This is a genomic window from Cellulomonas sp. Root485, assembly GCF_001426705.1.
Classification (GTDB): domain Bacteria; phylum Actinomycetota; class Actinomycetes; order Actinomycetales; family Cellulomonadaceae; genus Cellulomonas.
Genome location: NZ_LMFC01000001.1, coordinates 1,200,444 through 1,224,248, shown reverse-complemented (window position 1 = coordinate 1,224,248; position 23,805 = coordinate 1,200,444). Strand labels below are relative to the sequence as shown.

Genomic DNA, 23,805 nt, shown 5'->3' with positions numbered 1-23,805 from the left:
CCGGGTGGACGACGGCGACGCCCAGCGTCCGTCGACGCCGCGAGCCCGGCCCCCGCTGGCGGGGACCGGGCTCGCGGGCGCGTGGTGCGTCAGGCCTTGACCAGCGAGCGCAGCACGTACTGCAGGATCCCGCCGTTGCGGTAGTAGTCCGCCTCGCCGGGGGTGTCGATGCGCAGCACCGCGTCGAACGCGACGACCGTGCCGTCGGCCTTCGTCGCGGTCACGGCCAGCGTGCGCGGCGTCGTGCCCTCGTTGAGCGCGGTCACGCCCGTGATGTCGAACGTCTCCGTGCCGTCCAGGCCGAGCGAGTCGGCCGACTCCCCCTCCGGGAACTGCAGCGGCAGCACGCCCATCCCGATGAGGTTCGAGCGGTGGATCCGCTCGAAGCTCTCGGTGATGACCGCCTTGACGCCCAGCAGGCTGGTGCCCTTGGCGGCCCAGTCGCGCGACGAGCCGGAGCCGTACTCCTTGCCGCCGAGCACGACCAGCGGGATGCCGGCCGCCTGGTAGGCCTGCGCGGCGTCGTAGATCGACGACTGCTCACCGGTGAGCAGGTTCTGCGTGAACCCGCCCTCGACGCCCGGGACCAGCTGGTTGCGCAGCCGGATGTTGGCGAACGTGCCGCGGATCATGACCTCGTGGTTCCCACGACGCGAGCCGTAGGAGTTGAAGTCGCGACGACCCACCCCGTGCTCGGCCAGGTACAGGCCCGCGGGGCTGTCGGCCTTGATCGAGCCCGCCGGGCTGATGTGGTCGGTGGTCACCGAGTCGCCCAGCTTGGCCAGCACGCGCGCACCGTGGAAGTCCACGACCGGCGCCGGGGCAGCCTGCATGCCGTCGAAGTACGGGGGCTTGCGGACGTAGGTGGACTCCTGGTCCCACTCGAACGTGTCGCCCTCGGGGGTCGGCAGCGAGCGCCACCGCTCGTCGCCGGTGAACACGTCGGCGTAGTCCTTGGTGAACATCGCGCGGTCGATCGAGGCGTCGATCGTGGACTGCACCTCGTCGGGGGTCGGCCAGATGTCCCGCAGGAAGATCGGCTGACCGGCCTCGTCACGGCCCAGCGGGTCGGACTCGAAGTCGAAGTCCATCGTCCCGGCCAGCGCGTACGCGATGACCAGGGGCGGCGAGGCCAGGTAGTTCATCTTGATGTCGGGGTTGATGCGCCCCTCGAAGTTGCGGTTGCCGGACAGGACCGCAGCCACGGCGAGGTCGTGCTCCTGCACGGTCTCCGAGACCTTCTCGTCGAGCGGGCCCGAGTTGCCGATGCAGGTGGCGCAGCCGTAGCCGACCAGGTGGAACCCGAGCTTTTCGAGGTACGGCCACAGGCCGGCCTTCTCGTAGTAGTTGGTCACCACCTGCGAGCCGGGCGCCATCGACGTCTTGACCCAGGGCTTGGCCGTGAGGCCCTTCTCCACGGCCTTCTTCGCGACGAGCGCGGCGGCGATCATCACCGACGGGTTCGACGTGTTCGTGCAGCTGGTGATGGAGGCGATCGCGACCGCGCCGTGGAACAGGTCGAACGACCGGCCCTGCGTGTCCGTCGTCGGGTACACCCGCATGGCCGACGACGTGATCGCGGGCGAGTCGGACGCGGGGAACGACTCGCGCTCGGCCTCGTCGACGCCGTTCGTGACCTCGGGGGCATACGTGGGCAGGTCGCGCTGGAACTGCTCCTTGGCCCGCGACAGCTCGATGCGGTCCTGAGGGCGCTTCGGGCCGGCGATGGACGGCACCACGGTGGACAGGTCGAGCTCGAGGTACTCGGAGAACACCGGCTGGACGTAGCTGTCCAGCGTCGGGTCCAGCCACATGCCCTGCTCCTTGGCGTACGCCTCGACGAGCGCGAGCTGCTCCTCGGAGCGACCGGTGAGGCGCAGGTAGTCGATCGTCACGGAGTCGATCGGGAAGATCGCCGCGGTCGAGCCGAACTCGGGGCTCATGTTGCCGATGGTCGCGCGGTTGGCCAGCGGCACGGCCGCGACGCCCTCGCCGTAGAACTCGACGAACTTGCCGACGACGCCGTGCTGGCGCAGCTTCTGCGTGATGGTGAGCACGATGTCGGTGGCCGTGACGCCCAGCGGGATGGTGCCGGTGAGCTTGAAGCCCACGACGCGCGGGATGAGCATCGACACGGGCTGGCCGAGCATGGCCGCCTCGGCCTCGATGCCGCCGACGCCCCAGCCGAGCACGCCCAGGCCGTTGACCATCGTGGTGTGCGAGTCCGTGCCGACGCACGTGTCCGGGTAGGCCTTGCCGTCGCGGACCATGACGACGCGGGCCAGGTACTCGATGTTCACCTGGTGCACGATGCCCGTGCCGGGCGGGACGACCTTGAAGTCGTCGAACGCCGTCTGGCCCCAGCGCAGGAACTGGTAGCGCTCGCGGTTGCGCTCGTACTCGAGCTCGACGTTGCGCTCGAACGCGTCGGCACGGCCGGCGACGTCGATCTGCACGGAGTGGTCGATGACCAGCTCGGCCGGAGCCAGCGGGTTGATCCGGCTGGCGTCCCCGCCCAGCTCGACCACGGCCTCGCGCATGGTGGCCAGGTCGACGACGCACGGCACGCCGGTGAAGTCCTGCATGATCACGCGGGCTGGCGTGAACTGGATCTCGGTGTCGGGCTGGGCGTCCGGGTCCCACTCGGCGAGCGCGCGCACGTGGTCGGCGGTGATGTTGGCGCCGTCCTCGGTGCGCAGCAGGTTCTCCGCGAGCACCTTGAGGCTGAACGGAAGGCGCTCCACCCCCGGCACGGCCGAGAGCCGGTACACCTCGTACGAGGCGTCACCGACCTCGAGTGTTCCCTTCGAACCGAAGCTGTCGACGCTGCTCACGGGGGCTCCTTCGCTGGCGAGTCTGCCGGTGGTGCTGCCGGGGATGGGTAGTCACCCGGACCGCTGGGCGGTGCGACCTCTCAGCCTAGGTGGCCGGGGTCGCGATTTATCTCGACATCAAGATACATGCTTGCGGGCCCCTGCGCACGCGCGTCCCACATCGGCGCGCCGCGTGCGCAAGGGCCCGCAGGACCAGTCCTCAGCTGCGCGCGGCCTGCTCCGCATCGACGGCGTCCTGCGCCTTGCGCTCGGCCTCGATCGCTCGCTGGTGCGACCGCGGGTCGTAGTCGGGTGTGCCCTGCTTGTGCAGCTCCTGGGTGACCAGCCGCTTGGCCTCCGCCAGCCGGCTGACTGCGTCCTTCTCGCTCACCGTGCCGCTCCTCCCTGCCGGGCCGTGGCCGGTCCGGCGACGACTTCCACGCTAGTCCGGCGCCCCTGCCCGCGCACGCAGTCAGCGCGTGAGGACCGCGACCGCCTCGAGATGGTGCGTCATCGGGAACAGGTCATAGGCCTGGAGGTCCGCCAGGGCGTAGCCGGCGTCGGCGAACAGCGCGATGTCGCGGGCCAGCGCTGCCGGGTCGCACGCCACGTAGACCACCCGCTCCGGGCGGAGCTCGGTGATCCCCGCGACGACCTTGCGTCCGGCGCCGGTCCGCGGCGGGTCGAGCACGACCGCGTCGGCGTGCACCACGTCGGAGTCGGCGTCGACGCGCCCGGTGAGCACCTGGGCGACGTCGCCGGCGTGCAGCTCGACGTTGCGGCGGTCGTGCAGGTTGCGGCGGGCGTCCTTCACGGCTCGCGCGTCGCCCTCGATGGAGATCACCTCGCCCGTCTCCCCCACCGCGTCGGACAGGGGCGCGGTGAACAGACCGGCACCGGAGTAGAGGTCCAGAACCGCGGCCCCGTCGACGTCACCCAGGCCGGCCAGCACCGCGGCGACCAGCAGGTCCGGAGCCTCACGGTGGACCTGCCAGAACCCGGCGCCCGCGACGCGGAAGTCGTAGCCGACCTCCCCGTGCTGGACGTGCTCCTTGACCGCCGTCCGGGCGTTGGGCCGGCCGTCCATGCGCCCGCGGCCGATGTCGAACGGCGCACCGTCCACCAGGACCAGAGGGCTGTCGCCGCTGGACGGGGCGATCGCCTCGACGCGCGCGCCGCCCGACCAGCGGCGGCCGAACAGGTCGAGGGCCGCGATCGCGTCGTTCGCCAGCGGCATCGAGTCCAGCAGATGGATGTCGTGGGAGCGGAAGCCGTGCATGCCCGCTCGACCCTCGGCGTCGGTGACCAGGTCGATGCGGGTGCGCCAGCCGAGCCCGCCGCGCTCGTCGTCACCGGGTGCGGCCTGCACCGGCACGTCGAGGTCGAGCTTGGCCAGCCGGCGCAGCTGCTCGGCGAGGACCGCGGCCTTCCACGCCCGCTGGGCGGGCAGGGACACGTGCGCGAGCTCTCCCCCGCCCACGCCACCGGCGCCGGCAGCCGGCCACGCCGACTCGACGCGGTCCGGGGACGCCTCGAGCACCTCGACCGCATCGGCACGCCAGAACTTCGCGGTCTCGCCCGCATCGGTCAGCCGCGCGCGGACGCGCTCGCCCGGGAGGGTGTGCCGGACGAAGACGACGCGACCCTCGTGCCGTGCCACGCAGTGACCGCCGTGGGCCACCGGGCCGATCTCGAGCTCGACCAGCTCGCCGGAAACGTCCTGTGCAGGGTCAGTAGCCACGCGGAACCGTACCCCGGACCGGCTCCTCCAGCCCCGTCTGCCCCTCGGAGGACGCCAGCTGCCAGGGGACCGACGCCACCACGACGCCGGGCGTGAACAGCAACCGACCCTTCAGGCGCAGCGCGGACTGGTTGTGCAGCAGGTGCTCCCACCAGTGCCCGACCACGTACTCGGGGATGTAGACCACGACGAGGTCGCGCGGGCTGTCCCGGCGGATCGAGCGCACGTAGGTGAGCACCGGCCGCGTGATCTCCCGGAACGGGGAGTCGAGGACCCGCAGCGGCACCGGGATGTTCATCGCCTCCCACTGCTCGCGCAGGACGTCGACGTCCTCCGGGTCGACCCCGACGGTGAGCGCCTCGAGCACCTGGGGGCGGGAGGCCCGCGCATAGGCGAGCGCCCGCATCGTCGGGCGGTGCAGGTGCGAGACCAGCACGATGGCGTGCACCCGGCTGGGCAGGGCGCGGGCTGCCTCCGCGTCGGCGCCCAGCGCCAGCTCGGCGCGGACGAGTGCGTAGTGCCGGTGGATCGACTGCATGAGCACGAAGACGACGGCCATGGCGATGATCGCGATGTACGCGCCGTGCGTGAACTTGGTGATCAGCACGATCACCAGCACCGTCGCCGTCATGACGAGGCCGACGGCGTTGATGACGCGCGACCGCTTCATGCGCGTCCGGGAGTCCGGGTCCGGCTCCGTGCGCAGGTGGCGGGTCCAGTGGCGCACCATGCCGAGCTGACTGACCGTGAAGGACACGAAGACCCCGACGATGTACAGCTGGATCAGCCTCGTGACCTCGGCGTCGAAGGCCCAGATGAGGGCGATCGCGACGAGCGCGAGGGTGACGATGCCGTTCGAGTACGCCAGCCGGTCGCCGCGGGTGTGCAGCTGGCGAGGAAGGTAGCCGTCGCGCGCGAGGATCGAGCCGAGCACCGGGAAGCCGTTGAACGCCGTGTTGGCGGCCAGCACCAGGATCAGGCCGGTGATGATCGCGACCACGACCGCAAGGAACGGCAGGCCCGAGAACACGGCGCTGGACAGCTGGCTGATCACCGGGTGCTGCACGTAGCTCTCCCCCACCGGCACGCCGTTCTCGAGGAGCTGCGTCTGGGGGTCGTCGGCGAACACGATGCCGGTGGCACGGGCGAGCAGCAGGATGGACATGATCATGACGATCGAGAGCCCGCCGAGCAGCGCGAGGGTCGTCGCGGCGTTCTTCGACTTCGGCTTCTTGAACGCCGGCACCCCGTTGCTGATCGCCTCGACGCCGGTGAGCGCGGCGCACCCGGACGCGAACGCCCGGAGGATCAGGAAGAACCCGGCCAGGCCGGTCAGCCCCTGGTCGAAGGCGGCGTCCGGCGCCAGCTCGAGTCCGGCGCTCTCGGCCATCGCGAGGTTCCCGGTGAGCAGCTGGACTGCACCGACGACCGCCACGGACCCGATCGCGAGCATGAAGAGGTAGACGGGCAGGGCGAAGAGGCTGCCCGACTCCTTGACGCCTCGCAGGTTCGCGATCGTGAGCAGGACCACGAGCCCGACGGCGAAGAGCGCCTCGTGCCCGCGCAGCGCCGGGATGGCCGTCGCTGCGTACTGAGCACCCGACGAGATCGACACCGCCACCGTGAGCACGTAGTCCACGAGCAGCGCGCTCGCCACGGTGACGCCGGCGTTCGGGCCCAGGTTGGTCGTCGCGACCTCGTAGTCGCCGCCACCCGAGGGGTAGGCGTGGACGTTCTGCCGGTACGAGGCGACGACCACGAGCATCACCGCGACGACGGCCAGCCCCACCCACGGTGAGATGACGAGCGCCGCCATCCCGGCGAGCGAGAGCGTCAGGAGGATCTCGTCGGGCGCGTACGCCACCGACGAGAGCGCGTCCGACGCGAACACCGGCAGCGCGATGCGCTTCGGCAGGAGCGTGTGGCCGAGCCGGTCGCTGCGGACGGGACGTCCGAGCAACAGGCGTTTGGCGGCATCCGAGAGGTCCGACACGATCCGCAATGCTAGGCCCGCGCACGGCCACCCACACCACCCCACCCGGCGCGCCGGGTGAGGCGGACGGTATAGCGTGCCGCACTGTGCACTTCGTGATCATGGGATGTGGCCGGGTCGGGGCGACGCTGGCAAAGAGTCTCGAGGACAACGGGCACTCCGTGTCCGTCATCGACCAGAACCCCGAGGCCTTCCGGCGGCTCGACTCCGAGTTCGGCGGCAACAAGGTCACCGGGCTCGGTTTCGACCGCGACACCCTCAAGCAGGCGGGCATCGAGGACGCGTTCGCGTTCGCCGCGGTGTCCGACGGCGACAACTCGAACATCCTCGCCGCGCGCGTGGTGCGCGAGACCTTCGGCATCGAGAACGTCGTGGCCCGCATCTACGACCCGCACCGGGCCGAGATCTACCAGCGCCTCGGCATCCCGACGGTCGCGACGGTGCGCTGGACCGCGCACCAGGTGCTCCGCCGCCTGCTGCCGATGGGCGCCACCGACGAGTTCCGCGACTCCTCCGGGCAGATCCAGCTCTCCCAGGTCGACGTGCACGAGGGCTGGGTGGGCCGCCCGCTGCGTGTCCTCGAGGACGCCACGGGCGCCCGGATCGCCTACCTCACCCGCTACGGCGACGGCCTCCTGCCGACGTCGACCACCGTCCTGCAGGAGAACGACACCGTGCACGTGCTCATGCGGGCGGACACCTCCGCCCTGGTCGAACGCATCCTCACCAGCGCACCGGCGGTGACCGAGTGAGGGTCGTCATCGCAGGTGCCGGCTCGGTCGGCCGCTCCATCGCGCGCGAGCTCCTCGGGCACGGGCACGAGGTGACCCTCATCGACCGGCAGCCGTCCGCCATGCGGGTCTCGCAGGTGGCGGAGGCGGACTGGCTCCTGGCGGACGCCTGCGAGCTGCCCACCCTGCGTCAGGTCAAGACCGAGGAGTGCGACGTCGTCGTGGCGGCGACCGGCGACGACAAGGCGAACCTCGTCATCTCGCTGCTGGCCAAGACCGAGTTCGGCGTCCCCCGCACCGTCGCCCGCGTGAACAACCCGAAGAACGAGTGGATGTTCGACGAGGCGTGGGGCGTCGACGTGGCCGTCTCCACCCCCCGGATCATGACGGCGATGGTCGAGGAGGCCGTCACCGTCGGTGACCTCGTGCGGATCTTCACGTTCCACCAGTCCCGCGCCGACATCCTCGAGCTCACGCTCCCGGACGACTCCCCGCTGGCCGGCGTGCGCGTCGGTCAGATCGAGTGGCCCACGGACACCGTGCTGGCGTGCATCGTGCGCGACGCGCGCCCCATCGCCCCCAGCCCCGACGACACGCTCGAAGGCCGCGACGAGCTGCTGTTCGTCACGGCCCGGGAAGCGGACGAGACGGCTCTCGAGCAGCTGTTGACCCACGGACCAGCAACCAGCTGACCCACAGGGCCAGAGCCGTCCCGGGAACACCCATGACGAGCTTCGCGGTGCCCAGCCAGGTGACCTCGGAGCTGAAGTAGAGCGGCAGCTGGACTGCCAGGCGCAGGCCGAAGAGCGCGACGAACGGCACGGTCGCGAGCGCGTACCGCCTCCGCAGCGGGCGGTCCTGGCGCCAGGCGACGGCTCCGGCCCACGACCCGCCCTCGTTCAGCGGACCGGCCTTCGAGAACAGCCCGACGACCAGACCGACGAGCGGCCAGCCGATCACGATCGTCAGCAGCGTCCCGAGGAACCAGGAGACGTTCACCCACAGGCCGTAGGCGAAGAAGTCCTTCGCGTCGCCGGTGCGCCACGCCCACAGCACGCCGATCCCGACGCCCAGGAAGCCCCCGAACGCCTGGGTGGGAGCCTGCCTCTGGAACAGCCGGACGGCGACCGTGATCACGGCGGCGGAGAGCGCGACGACGAGCGCCGGCGCGAGCGTCTGCCCCGTTGCGATGTACACGACGACGAACAGCATGCCCGGGGCGACGGACTCGATGATCCCGCGCACACCCCCGACGGCGTCCGACGCGGAGAAGGTGTCCGACGACAGCACGCGCATCCCGCGCGCCGGGCCCTCCTGGGCGTCACCGACGTCGTCGACCGCCTCGAGGAGGTGCTCGCCGTCGACCGGGTCCCGGCGCTCCGCGTCACTCACCGGGACGCGGCCTGAGCTCGTAGCGGGGGTTGAAGACGGTCTTGCGACCGTCGATCAGGCAGACCAGGCCCTCGATCTTCAGCCGGCGGCCCGGGGTGACGCCACCGATCTCCCGTCGACCCAGCCAGACCAGGTCGAGCGCGCCGCTGCCGTCGTACAGCTCGGCCTCCAGGGCCGGGACGCCCTCGCGCGGCCGCAGCGTGACCGACCGGATGACGCCGGAGACGCTGGCGCGCGACCGGTCCGCCAGCTGGTCGACCGGGGTGCAGCCGACCGAGCGGTGGGCGTCGGCACGCTCCTCGTCGGCCTCGATCTCCGCCTGGGACGCGACCGCCTTCTTCAGGCGCTCCTTGAGGCTCATCGGATCTCCGTGATCTCCGGGCCGCGGGTCAGCGGGTCGAAGTCGGGGCCCGGTGCTGTCTCGCCGGTCTGAGCCTGCGCGGCTGCGTCGGCGGACTGGAGGTTGGGTGTGCCCGGCCCCGGGAGGCTCAGGGTGAGCAGGTCGCGAGGCGGGCGGGCGTCCGTGCCGCGGACCACGACGATCCCGGCGAACAGCTGCTCCAGCGCGGTCGCAGCCGACGGGTCGACCGCCGCACGACCGGTGATCACACCGCGGACGAACCAGCGCGGACCGTCGGCACCGATGAACCGGGCGGGGCGGTGCCCCGTGCGCCCCTCCGGCGTCCGGACGGGGAGCCGGGCCAGGAGCTCGCGCCCGAACGGACCTGGCAGGTCGTCGGCGGAACCGCCCTGCTGCGTCACGGACTCGGCGATCTCGGCGCGGATCTCGTCCCAGATGCCGTCCGTGCGCGGGGCCGCGAACGCCTGGACCTGCAGCGAGGAGCCGTCGAGCAGGATCGACGCGGCGGACACGACGTTCGTGGCCTTGTCGATCTCCATCCGCAGCTCCATGCCCTGCACGCCCGGCAGGAGGATGGCCCCGAGGTCGACGCGCGGGAGGTCGTCGTCGACCTGCGAGGCGTCCCACGGACCGCCGGTCCGCTCGACCGGGGCGGACGACGCCTGCGGGGCGTCGTCGAGGTCGAGCCCGTCGTCGACGACCGCCGACTCCTCGGCCTCGGTCTCCACCGTGTCTTGGGGGGCGGGATCCTTCCCGCCACGCCGGAACAGCGCCACGTGCTCACTCCTCTTCGACGCGCTCGCGCGCATCAGTTGCCTACAGATCGACAGTAGTCCCGACCTAGCGCGTCGGCGCAGCCTTCCAGCCGCCGCTCGACCCGAACCCGCCGTCGCCGCGGTGCGACCCGGGCAGCTGCGTGGCCTCGACGAAGCGCACGCGCTCCACGCGCTGGATCACCAGCTGCGCGATCCGGTCACCGCGGTGAAGCTCGATCGGGTGCTCGACGTCCGTGTTCAGGAGCGTCACAGCGATCTCGCCGCGGTAGCCCGCGTCGACCGTCCCGGGTGCGTTGACGATGGTGAGCCCGTGCCGCATGGCCAGACCGGAACGCGGGTGCACGAACGCGGCGAACCCGTCGGGCAGGGCGATGGCCACCCCGGTGGGGACGGTGACGCGGCCCTGCGGCGGGATCACGACGTCGATCCTGGAGACCAGGTCGGCACCGGCGTCGCCGGGGTGTGCGTAGGCGGGCGCAGGAAGATCGGGGTCGAGGCGCAGCAGGAGCACCTCGGTACTGGGGTCGGCCGTCACGGGGCCCGACCCTACCCGCCAGGATGGGATGCTGGGTGCATGCCCGAAGCTCCCCGTGGAACCCCGCTGCCCTCGTCGCGGGCGACAGCGCCGACCTACACCGAGCGGCTGTGGCTCGGTCCGCTGGGCTGGGTCCTGCTCGTGGTGTTCTCGGCGATGATGGCGGTGGCGTTCGTGCCGCTGGACCCGCGCGTGGCGGCGCTGGTCGCCGTCGCCGTCCTGGTGGTCGGCGCGGTCCTCCTCGTCGGGCTGGCACCGCGGGTCGAGGTACGGGACGGCGTGCTCCGGGCCGGCGGCGCACACATCCCGGTCGACCTGCTCGGCGCAGCGGTCACGCTCGACGCGGAGGCGACCAGGGCCGAGCTGGGCCCCCGGCTCGATGCCCGCGCGCACGTCTGCCTGCGCGGCTGGATCCACACCGCGGTCCGGGTCGAGGTGAACGACCCGCGGGACCCGACGCCGTACTGGGTGGTGTCCACCCGTCGGCCGGCGGCGCTCGTCGCCGCCCTGCACGCCTGAGGGTCGGCCGCCCGGTGGTGCTGGGCGGCCGACCCTCAGGTGAGCCGTGCGCGTTCTGGGTTCGGACGGTCGGTGCGAACCGTCAGGCAGCGCACTCCGAGCAGACGGGACGACCGTCGCGCTCGTAGGCCAGCTGGCTGCGGTGGTGGACCAGGTAACAGCTCGAGCAGGTGAACTCGTCCGCCTGCCGGGGCAGCACGCGCACGGAGAGCTCTTCGCCGGACAGGTCCGCGCCCGGGAGCTCGAACCCTTCGGCCGCCTCGGTCTCGTCCTCGTCCACCACGCCCGAGTTCTTGTCGGAGCGCCGAGCCTGAAGCTCCTGGAGCGAGTCCTCGCTCAGGTCCTCCTCGGTCTTGCGCGGGGCGTCGTAGTCGGTAGCCATGTGTGGCGTCACACTCCGTGGTCTTGATGGAAACTCATACGCGGGATCAATGCACGCGACGCGCTTTTTGTTCCCGCGCGCGGTGGGATTCTGCACCACTTTCGAGCGCCGTGCGAACCGGACGCTCGACCGATTTCGTCACACGCGCTGTGGGAGCGTTTTCATCCGCCGGAGTCGGCGTCGAGAGCCTCGAGGAACGCCCTCAGCTCCTCGACCCGGCCGGGGAGCCCGGCCACGGTCATCGACTCCTGGGCTGCACGTCCCCGAAGGCCCGTGACCTGCGCGCCCGCCTCCTGGGCGACGAGCGCACCGGCCGCGAGGTCCCACGGCTGCAGCCCGCGTTCGTAGTACAGGTCGAGGGTCCCTGCGGCGATCGCGCACAAGTCGAGAGATGCGCAACCGACGCGACGAATATCACGTACCTGCGGCAACAGTTCTGCGACGATTCGCCCCTGCGCCCGCCGCCTCGACGCGACGTATCCGAAGCCGGTGCCCACGAGCGAGTCGATCAACGGTCGCGCAGCGCCGACGCGCAGGCCGGCCCCGTCCAGCGTCGCGCCGAGCCCACGACCCGCCACGAACGTCCGCCCGTCCTCCGGGGCGAACACGCACCCGGCGAGCGCCGTCCAGGTGGCCGGGTCGGGCGCGACCGTGAGGTCCGGACCGGTCGCGGCCGCCACCGAGACCGCGTAGGCCGTCGACCCGTACAGGTAGTTGACCGTGCCGTCGATCGGGTCCACCACCCAGGTGATGCCGGAGGTGCCCGGCCGGAAGGCCTCCTCCTCGCCGAGGATCGCGTCGTCCGGTCGCAGCTCGGCCAGCCGGCTCCGCAGCAGCGACTCGGACGCCAGGTCCATCGCCGTCACCACGTCCTGGTCGCTGGACTTGGTCGCCGCGACGGTGACGAGCCTGCGCCGCCCGTCACGGACGAGCGCACCGGCCTCCCGTGCCAGCGACTCGGCGACCTCCATGAGCGTGCGGACCTGGTCGGGAGAGTCGGGGTTCACCCGCCCATCCTCTCAGCGCGCGGTCAGCGCACCGTCCCCCGCCACGGCCCAGGAGCCTTCAGCTGGAAGCGCAGGGCGGTGACCCGCAGCGCGAACACCGCGATCACGACGAGCACGCTCGTCACGGTGGTGATCGCACCCTGCCACCACAGGATCGCCGTCACGGTCGACCCGAGGAGCGCGGGGATCGCGTAGAGCTGCCGGTGGTGCAGGACGACCGGCACCTCCCCCGACAGCAGGTCGCGCAGCACTCCCCCGCCGACGCCGGTCATGACGCCGACGATCACGGCCGCGGTCAGCGTCGTGCCGTACTCCAGCCCCTTGATGGTGCCGACGACGCTGAACAGGGCGAGCGCCCCGGCGTCCAGCACCACGATGAAGCGACGTGCTCGTTCGAGCCGCGGGTGGAAGAAGTAGATCAGGGTCGCGCCGGCGACGGCGGTCGCGATGAACCGCCAGTTCGAGATCCCGACCGGGGGAACCGCACCGATGAGGACGTCACGCAGGATGCCGCCACCCAGCCCGGCCGCCCAGGCGAGCACCATGATCCCGAAGACGTCGAACTGCTTGCGCACGGCGGCCAGCGCCCCGGACATCGCGCCGACGAACACCCCGACCAGCTCGAGGATCGGCTCCAGGGGGATGTCGGTGTCCACGGCGCCGATCATCGCAGCGGGACGCGCCTGGACGTCGTAGGCGGGCCGTCATCGCGGAGATCATGCGCCGCACCGCCCCGGGTGCACGCCGACGGGCCGGATCGGTGGCAGGCTCGTGCCCGAGTTCCCGGGAGGTCGCATGGGTGAGCTGGAGCTGGTGGGTCTGCACGAGGACGGGGAGCATCTCGTCCTGGTGGCCCCGGACGGGGCACGCTTTCGTGTGCGCATCGACGAACCGCTGCGCGCCGCCGTGCGGCGCGACCGCCCGCAGCTCGAGCAGCTGCGCGCGGAGAGCGCCGGGACGCTGAGCCCGCGGGAGATCCAGGCGCGCATCCGCGCGGGCGCGACCACGCAGGAGGTGGCGGACTCCGCCGGCCTGCCCGTGGAACGCGTCCGCCGCTACGAGGGACCGGTGCTCGCCGAGCGCGAGCACGTGGCGGAGCAGGCACGCAGCACGCGCGTCGGCCGCGACGTCGGCGCCCCCACGCTCGGCGACCTGGTCACCGACCGGCTCGCCGCCCGCGGCGTCGACCCCGCCTCGCTCGCGTGGGACGCGGCGCGCGACGCGTCCGGGCCGTGGGTGGTGCTCGCGCGGTTCGCGGTGGGTGACACCGAGCGCGAGGCCCGGTGGACCTTCGATCTCGCCAAGCGCACCGTCGTCGCCGACGAGGACGAGGCCCGCTGGCTGTCGGAGACGGAGCTGCCCGACGAGCCCGTGTCGCGCCGCCACCTGGCCGCGGTACGTGACGTCGTCTTCGACTTCCAGGGCGACGGGACCCTGCGGACCCCGCAGGACGTCCCCGTCGACGAGCCCGAGCCCGAGCCCGAGCCTGTGCCCGACCCGCAGGCGGAGACCGCGTCGCTGCTGGACGACCTGCGCAGCAGACGCGGCGTGCGGCAGGCCGTCGAGCTCGACGACGACGACTCCGAGGAGTTCGAGGGCTTCGGGCCGCAGCACGCGTTCGACTTCGGACGGCCGGACGCCACGGTGCCCGGCGCCCACCCGGTCGATGCCGACCCCGCGGCCGAGACAGTGGTCTACCCGGCGCCCGTCTCCGTGCCCGAACCGGTCACCACCCCGGCCGCGGAGCACGAGGACGCCGAGCGACCACGGGCACGCAAGGGTCGCGCCAAGGTGCCCAGCTGGGACGAGATCGTCTTCGGCGCAAAACCTGAATGAGGCCTGCGTAGAGATCCATCAGATGCTGAGCTCCTCCGCGGAGGTCAGCATCTGCGGGCTCGGCGAGGACGCCCGGGCGGTGGCGGCCGTCATGCGCCGCATGTGGTGCCGACGGCACAGGACCTCGTAGCCGACCTCGTCGGCACCGGCCTCGACGTCTCCCACGACGACCTGCGCGCCCTCGACCACCATGGTCCCGCCGATGGTGCGGGCGTTGTGGGTCGCCCGCGCGCCGCACCAGCACAGCGCGCGGACCTGCAGGATCTCCACCCGGTCGGCCAGCTCGACCAGCCGGGCGGCACCGGGGAACAGCCGAGCCCGGAAGTCGGTCGAGATGCCGAACACGAAGACATCGACCCCGAGCTCGTCGACGACCCGCGCGAGCTGCTCCACCTGGTCGGCGGTGTAGAACTGCGCCTCGTCACCGATGAGGTAGTCGACGGGTCGACCGCGCGTGCGGCGGGAGATGACGTCCGACCAGAAGTCCGTCGAGTCGTCCACCTCGTGCGCCTGCTGCGTCAGCCCCAACCGTGAGGAGATCGTCGCCGCGCCGGCGCGGTCGTGCCGCGTGAACAGCACTCCGTCACGGCCGCGCGCCGCGTGGTTGTGGTGCATCTGGAGCGCGAGCGTCGACTTGCCGCTGTCCATGGTGCCGGAGAAGAAGACCAGCTCGGCCATCAGGCCACCACCACGCACGGGACGAGCATCTCGTGGCGCGTCAACGAGCCGTGCACCCCGACGAGATCCAGCGACGCCGGCGTCTGGGTCCGGGAGTCCACCACGGTCGCGCGGCCCGCCATCGCCACCACGACGTCCCCGATGACCGGCAGGACGTGCTCGGAGACGTCTCCGAACCACGCGTCGGACATCGCCTCGTCACGTGTCACGACGACGGCTGCGGAGCCGAGCGTGTCCCGCCACCGGTCCGCCACGTGCGTCGCGTCCGCGCCCGGCTCGAGGTGCAGGTGCAGCGCACGAGGCTCCCCCGCGACCATCGCGACGCCGGCGCCGAGGCCGGGGTCGGAGGCGACGTCCCACCGCTGCGACCGGTCGACGTCGACCATCCCGTGGTCGGCGGTCACTACCAGGACCGTGTCCCGCGGCAGGAGCCGTGCGAGCCTGCCCAGCTCGGCGTCGAGCTCCGCGAGCGCGTCCCCCCACTGCCACGACCCCCACCCGTGGTGGTGACCCGCCTTGTCGACGTCTCCCCAGTACAGGTACGCGACGCCGGGGCGGCGCAGCGCGTCCACGGTGGCGTCGACCCGGGCGGCCAGCGACTCGGCGGCCTTGTAGGTGGGACCGCGCAGGGCGGCCTCGGTGAGCCCGGAGCCCGCGAACCGTGCCGGCCCGATGCTCGTCACGCTGGTGCCCGCCGCGACGAGCCGCTCGAACACGGTCGTCTCGCGCTGCCACTGCCGCGCGGGCGGCAGACCGGTCCAGCTGACCAGGTTGCCCAGCTCCCCGGTCGCGGGGTCGCGGACGGTGTACCCGAGCATGCCCGTGCGGCCCGGCGGCAGCGCGACCCCGAAGGTGCCCATCGCGGTGGCGGTGGTGGAGGGGAACGTGCTGGTCAGGGGTGTGGAGTCGCCCAGCCGACGACGCAGGAACGGCGCGTGACCGGCGCGCTCCGCGAGGTTGGTGTGCCCCAGCCCGTCGACGAGAACCACGCAGACGCGGGCCGCGTCGGGCAGGCCGAGCAGCGACTGGGAGTCCCTCGCGTCGGGCACGTCGAGCACCCCGAGGGCACCGGCGACGGCGGGGAGCACCCGGCCCAGGCACGGGTGGTCTGAGCCCGGCGTCAGGAAGTCGGCCGCATCGACCTCCGCGCGCGTCCGCGTCGAGACCCTCGACGCCGGCGCCTCGAGGCCGGTCATCGGGCCCGGGCGCTCGCCGCGGACAGCTGCCGGGCGAACGCCGTGGCGGCCCGCACCGAGTCGAGACCCTCCGCGGCGGCACTCACCCGCACGACCACGTCGTCGGGCGCCAAGGTGCCCGTGAGGCCGTGGTCCGCGTCGCAGTTCGGGTCGCCGCACGTGGCCGGCTCCAGGTCCACCCGGGAGACCGCACCCCAGCCGACCACCAGGGTCAGCTCCTGCGCGGGCCTGCCGCGCTCGTGCTTCTCCGGCAGCGGCACGACGTGGGTCAGCGCGACCGACGTGAGCTCCGCCAGCGGCACCGCCTCGGTCGTGGCCGACGCGGACGCCGACGGGTGCTCGGAGTCGGCCGGGTGGTCGTCGACGTGGGCGACGATCAACCGCGTGGGCGTCAGCACCAGCACGGTGACGTGGCGGCGGACCTCGGCGGCGTCGAACGTCGTCTCGGGGTGGACCAGGTGAGCCACGACCTCTTCGTCCGCGAGGGCCACGTCGAGCACGTCGACGACGAGCTCGGGGTAGTAGCCGGCACGGTGGAGGTCGTGGTGCAGGGCGGGAGCAGCAGCAGGCACCTGCCCATCCTCCCACCTCACCGGCCCTGTCCGGCGAGCACGCACAGGGTCACACCCTCGGCAGCCGTCGGGTGGCGTCGGCGCGGTCCGCGCGGGACACCGAGGCGCGGGCACCGAGGACAGCCGCACCGTGCTCGGAGACGACCACCGGGTTGAGCTCCAGCGAGCGCAGCTCCGGGAGGTCGTCGGCGAGCACGGCGACGCGCGCGATGATGTCCTCCAGCGCGGCGACGTCCAGTGCCGGCAGCCCGCGGTACCCGAACAGCCGCGGGGCCGCCCGCGCCGTGCGGACCAGCTCGGAGACGTCCACGTCGGTCAGGGGCGGCACGCCGTACGCGATGTCGCCCAGCAGGTCGGAGGCGTCGCCGGCCAGCCCGAAGCTGACGATCGGGCCGAACGAGGGGTCCTCGACCGAGCGCACGACGCACGCCGAGCCGTGGGGAGCCATCGCCTGCACCTCCAGGGGCTCGTCGCCCTCCGTCGCCCCGAGCCCCGCGGCGAGCTCGAGCACCTGGGCGACGTCCGCCCGCAGCTCGGCCTCGTCCGCGACGTCGAGGCGCACTCCCCCGAGGTCCGCGCGGTGGCGCAGCGCCGGCACGGTCGTCTTGAGCGCCACCGGCCAGCCGATCCGCTCCGCGGCGGCGACGGCCTCGTCGGCGTCGTGCACGCGGGTCGACGGCAGCACGCTCACCCCGATCGTCGCGAGCAGCTGCGCCGTCCGGTCGCTGTCGAGCGCCAGGGCTGCGTCACCCGACGCCTCGGCGTCGAGCCACCCGGCGACGAGCCGCCGGGCGATCCGGGTCTCCGCTCCCTCGGGGTGCAGCGGGCGCCCGCGGTCCCCGTCACGCCACTGCGCGTACCGGGCGGCGTGGCCGAGCGCCAGCGCCGCGTCCTCCGGCGTGCTGTACGCGGGCACCGTCCACTCCCGGCCGTCGTCGTCGCGGGCGGTCAGCTCCGGCGTCAGGCCGTGCAGGTCGTAGATGCACGCCACGGTGGTCCGCCGGGAACGCGCGGCCCGCTGCGCGACCGCCTCCTGCAGGACGGTGTCGGGACCACCGACGGTCGGGATGCGGACCACGACGACGACGTCGCTGTCGGGGTCGTCGTAGAGGGCGTCGACGGCTGCCCGGACCCGGTCCGGGGAGGCGTCCTCGGCCAGCAGCTGCACGTGCCCGCTGACCACGAGACCGGCCGCGGCGACGGCCTCGGCGACGAGGGCCGCCACGGACGCGGAGCTGGCCAGGATGGCGGCGCGTCGCCCGGCGGGCAGCGGCTGGTGCGCGAGCACCTGTGCGACGTCGAGCAGCTGGTGCGTGTTCTCGACGCGCACCACCCCGGACTGCCGCAGCATCTCTGCGAGCGTGCGAGGTGGTGCGTGCGTCGGTCGGACGGCGTGCCCCGGCGGCACCACCTGACCCGACCGGCCCGCCGTCACGACGATCACGGGCTTGATCAGCGACAGCCGCCGAGCCACCCGGGAGAACTTGCGCGGGTTGCCCAGCGACTCGAGGTACAGCCCGACGACGTCGGTGCTCTCGTCGTCGGCCCAGAACTGCATCAGGTCGTTGCCGGACACGTCGGCGCGGTGCCCGGCGGACACGAACTGCGAGATGCCGATGCCCCGGCGCCGGACCGCCGCGAGCAGCGCGACGGACAAGGGGGCGGACTGGCAGAAGAGCCCGACCCGTCCGGACGCCGGCGGGGGCTGCGCGAGCGACGCGTTGAGCTGCAGGCCGCCCTCCCGGGTCGAGATGATCCCGTAGGAGCTCGGGCCGACCACGCGCATCCCCGCGCCGTGCGCCGCGCGCAGCACGGCGCGCTGCCGGTCCAGGCCGTCGGGGCCGTCCTCGGCGAACCCTCCGGTCAGCAGGACGATCCCGTGCACCGCAAGACGTGCGAGGTCACGGGCCACGTCGGTCGCCGCGTGGGCGTGGACGGCGACGACCGCGAGCTCGACGGGTCCGGGCACGTCGGCGAGCCGTGCGTGCACCGGGATCGGCGGGTCGCCCGGGACGCCGACCGCGTGCACGACCACCGAGGGGTCCCCGACGAGGAGCTCGGCGAGCACGCGGGAGGCGAGCCGCCCCGCGAGCGTCCCGCCCGCGTCCGACCCCGGCCCGACGACGACGACCGACGACGCGTGCAGGACACCCCGCATCGACAGCGCCTCCGCCCGGTGCTCGCGGTCCGCCATCACGGCCAGCGACCGGTCCGTCGGGTCGATGTCGAACCCGACCGCCACGATGCCGTCCTCGGTCCGCTGCCGGACCTCGTACCCCGCCTGCTTGAAGACGGCGATCATGCGGCCGTTCTGCGGCAGGACCTCGGCGACGAACCTGCGCACGCCGCGCTCCCGAGCCGCCGCGGCAAGGTGCTCGAGGAGCACGGACCCCAGGCCACGCCCCTGGTGCGCGTCCGCGATGTTGAAGGCGACCTCGGCCTCGTCGGTCCCGATCCGGTCGTACCTCGCGACACCGATGATCTGGTCGTCACTCCCGGGTTCGGACCCGCTCGACACGGCGACCAGGGCGACCCGGTCGACGTGGTCGACGTTGACCAGCCGTGCCAGGTCACGCTCGGACAGCCGCTCCAGCGGGGCGAAGAACCGCAGGTAGGTCGACCGCTCCGACTGCCCGACATGGAACGCCTGGAGGGCATCGGCGTCGTCGGGCCGCAGCGGGCGGACGTGCGTGGTCGAGCCGTCGTGCAGCACGACGTCCGCCTCCCACGCAGCCGGGTACGCGTGCCCCGGGTGCGGGAGGCCGTCAGCCGTGACGTCTGCCATGAGCGTCACGGTAGCGGCGGGCGCCGCGCGCCGCGCCCGCCAAAGGTCCCGGACGGTCCACAATGGTCGCCGCACAGCCAGACCGGCCCCCCGAGGAGCAAGCACCATGGCGCGTCGCCCCGCGACCCCCGACCTCCCGCCCGAGGACCTCGTCGAGCGCATCGTCGACATCGACGTCGCGACCGAGATGGAGGGCTCGTTCCTCGAGTACGCCTACTCCGTCATCTACTCGCGGGCGCTGCCCGACGCCCGGGACGGCTTCAAGCCCGTGCAGCGCCGAATCCTGTACCAGATGTCGGACATGGGCCTGCGCCCGGACCGCCCGTACGTCAAGTCTGCGCGCGTCGTCGGCGAGGTCATGGGCAAGCTGCACCCGCACGGCGACGCGGCGATCTACGACGCGATGGTCCGCCTGGCGCAGCCGTTCTCGCTGCGCCTGCCGCTGGTCGACGGTCACGGCAACTTCGGCTCGCTCGACGACGGCCCGGCTGCACCGCGGTACACCGAGGCGCGCATGGCACCCGCCGCGCTCGCGATGACGACAGGGCTCGACGAGGACGTCGTCGACTTCGTGCCCAACTACGACAACAAGCTCACGCAGCCCGAGGTGCTCCCCGCGGCGATCCCGAACCTGCTCGTCAACGGCGCGTCGGGCATCGCGGTCGGCATGGCCACCAACATGGCCCCGCACAACCTCGTCGAGGTCGTCGCCGCGGCCCGTCACCTCGTCCTGCACCCGGACGCCACGCTCGAGGACCTGCTGCGCTTCGTCCCCGGCCCCGACCTGCCCTCGGGCGGCAAGATCGTCGGTCTCGAGGGTGTCCGCGACGCGTACCGCACCGGCCGCGGCGCTTTCCGCACCCGCGCGACCGCCCGGATCGAGAACGTCACGCCCAAGCGCAAGGGCATCGTCATCACGGAGCTGCCGTACACGGTGGGCCCGGAGAAGGTCATCGAGAAGATCAAGGAGGGGGTGCAGAGCAAGAAGCTCTCGGGCATCTCCGATGCCGTCGACCTGACCGACCGGCAGCACGGCCTGCGCCTCGTCATCGAGATCAAGACGGGCTTCGTCCCGGAGGCCGTGCTCGAGCAGCTCTACCGCTACACCCCGCTCGAGGACTCCTTCTCGATCAACAACGTCGCCCTGGTCGACGGCCAGCCGCGCACGCTGGGGCTGCGCGAGCTTCTGGTCGTCTGGGTCGAGCACCGCCTCGTGGTGGTGCGCCGGCGCTCGCAGCACCGGCTCGCCAAGCGGCTGGAACGACTGCACCTGGTGGAGGGCCTGCTCGTCGCGATCCTGGACATCGACGAGGTCATCCAGGTGATCCGCACGTCCGACGACGCCGACACGGCCCGCGCCCGGCTGCGCACCGTCTTCGACCTGTCCGAGCCGCAGGCGGAGTACATCCTCGAGCTGCGTCTGCGCCGCCTCACCCGGTTCTCCCGGATCGAGCTGGAGAAGGAGCAGCAGCAGCTCGTCGAGGAGATCGCCGAGCTGCGGGCGATCCTCGCCGACGAGTCCCGGCTGCGCGGCCTGGTCTCCGACGAGATGGCCGAGGTCGCCGCGACGTACGGCACCCCGCGCCGCACCATCCTGCTCGAGTCGGCCGGCGGCACCTCGATCACCGGAGCGCCCGCCGCCCGCGGTGCGGCCGCCCCGCTCGAGATCGCCGACACGCCGTGCTGGGTGCTCCTGTCGGGCACCGGGCTGCTCGCACGCACGGCGTCGGAGGACCTGCCGGCGCGGGGCGACGGTGCCCGCCGGGCCAAGCACGACGTCGTGGCTGCGTCGATCCCGGCCACCGCGCGCGCCGAGATCGGCGTGGTGACGTCGCAGGGCCGCATCGTGCGCGTCTCCGTGCTGGACCTGCCCGGTCTCCCCCCGACGGACGGAGCGCCCTCGCTCTCGGGTGGCGTGCCGCTCGGCGAGGTCGTGACCCTCCTGCCCCGCGAACGCGTGGTCGGACTGGCGTCGCTCGCCGCCGACGCACCGACGCTCGCACTCGCCACCGCCCAGGGCACCGTGAAGCGCGTGACGTCCGGCGATGTCCCGGGCAACCGCGACGCCTGGGAGGCGATCTCCCTGAAGGACGGTGACGAGGTCGTCGGCGCGGTGCCTGTGAGCGAGACCGACGAGCTGGTGCTGATCTCGTCCGACGCCTCCCTCCTGCACTTCCCGGCGTCGGCCGTCCGGCCGCAGGGTCGTTCGGCGGGCGGCATGGCGGGCATCAAGCTCGCGGCCGGGCAGCGCGTGGTCGCGTTCGGGGCGGTCCCGGAAGGCACCGCCGAGGCCGTCGTCGTGACCGTCGCGGGCGCGTCCGGCGCTCTCCCGGGCACGCAGGCGGGCTCGGCGAAGGTCACGCCGTTCGAGGCGTACCCGGGCAAGGGCCGCGCGACCGGCGGCGTCCGGGCGCACCGGTTCCTGCGCAACGAGGACGCGCTCCTGCTCGCGTGGGTCGGCTCCGCGCCGGCCTGGGCGACGGGGTCCGCCGGTCAGCCGATCGAGCTGCCCGCGGTCGACCCGCGCCGCGACATGTCGGGCACGCCGCTGTCCGCACCCGTGCACGCCATCGGCTGACCCTCAGACGAGCGCGACCACGTTGTCCGGCACCGGTGGGTGTTGGGCGTAGCTGCGGACGGGCCGCGGCGCGGGTGCCTGCCGCTCGGCGACGTTGCGCCCGATCACGGCCGCAGCCAGGAGCCCCTGGCCGACGGCGTACGTCAGCATCACCCAGAAGCCCTGCGCGGCCAGGTCCCACCCGGGCACGAACGCCTCCAGCGCGATCAGCCCGTCGCTGACCAGGAAGACGGCGCCGCCGATCGTGGCGAGACGACCGAGGCCGGTGGCGAGCACCGCCATCGCGACCAGAACGCCCCCGTAGAGGGCGACCGGGACGAGCAGGGCGTCGGCCCCGGGTGCGCACAACGCGACCAGCGCGACGAGCACGGCCGCGTACGGCAGCAGCAGGACGGGACGGGTGTGCACCACGGAGCGCCGGACGAAGGGCGCGAACGCCACGACGTACGCCACCTGCGCTACCAGGAAGAACCCGACCATCACGAGGAACGACGCGTCCTCGGCGACCAGCGCCGGGACGAGGTCACCCAGCCACGAGAAGCCGAGGGCGACCAGCGTCCATGTCACGACGTGCCCGCGTGGCCAGCGCGTCGCGCTGACGACGACCGCCGCGAGCACGGGCATGAGCATCCACTGCGTGATGTCCGCCAGCGTGGTGGCGCCTGCACCCTGGGCGACGAGATGCACGAGCACCAGCACGACGAAGACCGCGACCCACGTGCGCGCGGCCACGGACAGCGAGCGTCCCACGGCGACCTCCAGGAGACCGGACGTCCTCGTCCGGCGACAGGTTCGGCAGGACCTCGTCGTCCCGCCGCGCCGATGCTAACCCGCGTCGCGGGCCGCCGGAGGACGTTCGCCCGCGCGGCTCAGAGCTCGATCGAGAACAGCGTGGAGCTGTGGAACACCGCGTACCCGAGGCCCTCGTACAGCCGGTGCGCGCCGGACTGGTTCGCCGTGTCGACACCCAGCTCGGCGTAGTCCATGCCGTCCGCCTGGTACGCGGCCATCACCGTGGCGAGCAGCGCCGGAGCGAGCCGCCGGCCGCGCCACGCCCGCCGCACGCCGAGCAGGTCCGTGTACCCGGCCTTGTAGCCGATCACGGGCCAGTCGTGCTCGTACCGACCCGACATGAGGTACCCGGCCACGTCGCCCGTCGAGTCGTCCAGCGCCACGAAGCTCCACGTCGGGGCGAACATGCTGCGCCCCTGGCTCCAGTCCTCCGCCGTGCGGGGCTCGCTGCCCCAGTGGTCGGCGAACGCCTCGTTGTGCGCGAGCCGCACCTGCTCGTCGAGCTCGGCGCTCCACGGCACGATGCTCAGCCCGTCGGGCACCTCGACGGCGGGGAGCTCGACGTCCAGCGGTCGGCGCATCTCCGCGTAGAACCGCGCGGGCGTGAACCCGCTCGCCCGGAGGAGCCGGACCGTCGCCTCGGCGCCGTCGTCGGTGAACACCGCGAGCCGGGCGGGGAGCTCCTTGCCCGACGCCGCGAGCAGCTGCCGGCCACGCGCCTGCTGCCACGCGAGCACCTGCCGGCCGATCCCGCGCCCCCGCCACTGCGGGTCGACCGCCCCGTCGAGGAACGCGCGGACCACCCGGAGATCGCCCGGGGGCTGGTTGACGCGCGCGTACGCACGGATCACGCCGTCCGCGTCGACGCCGGCGAGCGTGTCGCGCGCGTGGTCCTTCCAGTCACCGTCGAACTCCTCGTCGACCTCCTCGGCCGAGGTCCGGTACGGCGTGGCGTCGGCCTCTTCGACCGCGGTGAGCAGACGGGTGACGGCCGGCACGTCGTCACGGGTGAGCGGTCGCCACGTCAGGCCGTCGGTGCCGGTGGGCACGGGCACGTCCGCCGGCGCGGCGACACGGTCGGCGAGGGGCGCGAGGTCGGTGGTGGTCACCGGACCACG

Annotated in this window: 22 protein-coding genes; 5 read left to right on the top strand and 17 right to left on the bottom strand. The window is 72.7% G+C overall.

The window, feature by feature from the left end:
- Positions 1–89: 89 nt before the first annotated feature.
- From acnA to ASD16_RS05620, 4 genes are all read right to left on the bottom strand, one after another.
- The gene (acnA, locus tag ASD16_RS05635; RefSeq protein ID WP_055913930.1) at positions 90–2,834 is read right to left on the bottom strand and encodes an aconitate hydratase AcnA; all 2,745 of its coding nucleotides are present in this window, start codon (positions 2,832–2,834) and stop codon (positions 90–92) included.
- Positions 2,835–3,033: 199 nt separating this feature from the next.
- The gene (locus tag ASD16_RS05630) at positions 3,034–3,204 is read right to left on the bottom strand and encodes a hypothetical protein (RefSeq protein WP_055913928.1); all 171 of its coding nucleotides are present in this window, start codon (positions 3,202–3,204) and stop codon (positions 3,034–3,036) included.
- Positions 3,205–3,285: 81 nt separating this feature from the next.
- Positions 3,286–4,554: a class I SAM-dependent RNA methyltransferase gene (locus ASD16_RS05625; protein ID WP_055913925.1), complete on the bottom strand. Its 1,269-nt coding sequence runs from the start codon at positions 4,552–4,554 to the stop codon at positions 3,286–3,288.
- On the bottom strand, positions 4,544–6,547 hold the full coding sequence (locus ASD16_RS05620; RefSeq protein ID WP_055915767.1) for an APC family permease: 2,004 nt from the start codon (positions 6,545–6,547) through the stop codon (positions 4,544–4,546). The genes ASD16_RS05625 and ASD16_RS05620 overlap by 11 nt, the downstream gene beginning before the upstream one ends.
- 101 nt (positions 6,548–6,648) lie before the next feature.
- Between ASD16_RS05620 and ASD16_RS05615 the strand changes: the two genes are divergently transcribed.
- Positions 6,649–7,299 (top strand): TrkA family potassium uptake protein, encoded by a 651-nt coding sequence (locus tag ASD16_RS05615; RefSeq protein ID WP_055915765.1) that lies wholly within the window; start codon positions 6,649–6,651, stop codon positions 7,297–7,299.
- A complete protein-coding gene (locus ASD16_RS05610; protein WP_055913922.1) occupies positions 7,296–7,970 on the top strand; it encodes a TrkA family potassium uptake protein in 675 nt (224 codons plus the stop codon). The genes ASD16_RS05615 and ASD16_RS05610 overlap by 4 nt, the downstream gene beginning before the upstream one ends.
- Here ASD16_RS05610 and ASD16_RS05605 read toward each other — a convergent pair.
- From ASD16_RS05605 to dut, 4 genes are all read right to left on the bottom strand, one after another.
- Positions 7,903–8,670, bottom strand: a complete 768-nt coding sequence (locus tag ASD16_RS05605) for a DUF3159 domain-containing protein (RefSeq protein ID WP_055913919.1) — start codon at positions 8,668–8,670, stop codon at positions 7,903–7,905. The two genes, ASD16_RS05610 and ASD16_RS05605, sit on opposite strands and share 68 nt — an antisense overlap.
- On the bottom strand, positions 8,663–9,031 hold the full coding sequence (locus ASD16_RS05600; RefSeq protein WP_055913916.1) for an OB-fold nucleic acid binding domain-containing protein: 369 nt from the start codon (positions 9,029–9,031) through the stop codon (positions 8,663–8,665). Before ASD16_RS05600 ends, ASD16_RS05605 begins: the two co-directional genes overlap by 8 nt.
- The gene (locus ASD16_RS05595) at positions 9,028–9,807 is read right to left on the bottom strand and encodes a DUF3710 domain-containing protein (RefSeq protein WP_055913914.1); all 780 of its coding nucleotides are present in this window, start codon (positions 9,805–9,807) and stop codon (positions 9,028–9,030) included. Before ASD16_RS05595 ends, ASD16_RS05600 begins: the two co-directional genes overlap by 4 nt.
- 64 nt (positions 9,808–9,871) lie before the next feature.
- Positions 9,872–10,342: a dUTP diphosphatase gene (gene dut / locus ASD16_RS05590; RefSeq protein ID WP_055913912.1), complete on the bottom strand. Its 471-nt coding sequence runs from the start codon at positions 10,340–10,342 to the stop codon at positions 9,872–9,874.
- A gap of 39 nt (positions 10,343–10,381) precedes the next feature.
- Between dut and ASD16_RS05585 the strand changes: the two genes are divergently transcribed.
- A complete protein-coding gene (locus ASD16_RS05585; RefSeq protein WP_055913909.1) occupies positions 10,382–10,861 on the top strand; it encodes a DUF3093 domain-containing protein in 480 nt (159 codons plus the stop codon).
- An 82-nt stretch (positions 10,862–10,943) separates the two neighbouring features.
- On the opposite strand, the gene ASD16_RS05580 is transcribed toward ASD16_RS05585, so the two are convergent.
- The 3 genes from ASD16_RS05580 to ASD16_RS05570 form a co-directional block, all read right to left on the bottom strand.
- Positions 10,944–11,243, bottom strand: a complete 300-nt coding sequence (locus ASD16_RS05580; protein ID WP_055913906.1) for a DUF4193 domain-containing protein — start codon at positions 11,241–11,243, stop codon at positions 10,944–10,946.
- A gap of 161 nt (positions 11,244–11,404) precedes the next feature.
- On the bottom strand, positions 11,405–12,214 hold the full coding sequence (locus ASD16_RS05575) for an inositol monophosphatase family protein (RefSeq protein WP_055915763.1): 810 nt from the start codon (positions 12,212–12,214) through the stop codon (positions 11,405–11,407).
- A 59-nt stretch (positions 12,215–12,273) separates the two neighbouring features.
- The gene (locus tag ASD16_RS05570) at positions 12,274–12,906 is read right to left on the bottom strand and encodes a trimeric intracellular cation channel family protein (RefSeq protein ID WP_235523117.1); all 633 of its coding nucleotides are present in this window, start codon (positions 12,904–12,906) and stop codon (positions 12,274–12,276) included.
- A gap of 139 nt (positions 12,907–13,045) precedes the next feature.
- Between ASD16_RS05570 and sepH the strand changes: the two genes are divergently transcribed.
- Entirely contained in the window at positions 13,046–14,086 is a 1,041-nt protein-coding gene (gene sepH / locus ASD16_RS05565; protein ID WP_055913899.1) for a septation protein SepH, read from the top strand.
- Positions 14,087–14,104: 18 nt separating this feature from the next.
- On the opposite strand, the gene ASD16_RS05560 is transcribed toward sepH, so the two are convergent.
- Genes ASD16_RS05560 through ASD16_RS05545 form a run of 4 tightly spaced genes read right to left on the bottom strand, consistent with a single transcriptional unit; the run spans position 14,105 to position 19,317 of the window.
- Complete coding sequence (locus tag ASD16_RS05560; protein WP_055913895.1) at positions 14,105–14,764, bottom strand: thymidine kinase; 660 nt, start codon at positions 14,762–14,764, stop codon at positions 14,105–14,107.
- The gene (locus tag ASD16_RS05555) at positions 14,764–15,960 is read right to left on the bottom strand and encodes an alkaline phosphatase family protein (RefSeq protein ID WP_055913892.1); all 1,197 of its coding nucleotides are present in this window, start codon (positions 15,958–15,960) and stop codon (positions 14,764–14,766) included. The genes ASD16_RS05560 and ASD16_RS05555 overlap by 1 nt, the downstream gene beginning before the upstream one ends.
- Entirely contained in the window at positions 15,957–16,532 is a 576-nt protein-coding gene (locus tag ASD16_RS05550; RefSeq protein WP_055913890.1) for a DUF5998 family protein, read from the bottom strand. Before ASD16_RS05550 ends, ASD16_RS05555 begins: the two co-directional genes overlap by 4 nt.
- 49 nt (positions 16,533–16,581) lie before the next feature.
- On the bottom strand, positions 16,582–19,317 hold the full coding sequence (locus ASD16_RS05545) for a GNAT family N-acetyltransferase (RefSeq protein ID WP_055913888.1): 2,736 nt from the start codon (positions 19,315–19,317) through the stop codon (positions 16,582–16,584).
- 106 nt (positions 19,318–19,423) lie between these two features.
- Here ASD16_RS05545 and ASD16_RS05540 point away from each other — a divergent pair, with 106 nt between their 5' ends.
- A complete protein-coding gene (locus ASD16_RS05540; RefSeq protein ID WP_055913886.1) occupies positions 19,424–21,895 on the top strand; it encodes a DNA topoisomerase (ATP-hydrolyzing) subunit A in 2,472 nt (823 codons plus the stop codon).
- A 3-nt stretch (positions 21,896–21,898) separates the two neighbouring features.
- Here the strand turns inward: ASD16_RS05540 and ASD16_RS05535 are convergent, their stop codons facing one another.
- Entirely contained in the window at positions 21,899–22,645 is a 747-nt protein-coding gene (locus tag ASD16_RS05535; RefSeq protein ID WP_055913883.1) for a lysoplasmalogenase, read from the bottom strand.
- 119 nt (positions 22,646–22,764) lie between these two features.
- Positions 22,765–23,796, bottom strand: a complete 1,032-nt coding sequence (locus ASD16_RS05530) for a GNAT family N-acetyltransferase (RefSeq protein WP_055913880.1) — start codon at positions 23,794–23,796, stop codon at positions 22,765–22,767.
- Between the last annotated feature and the right edge of the window lie 9 nt (positions 23,797–23,805).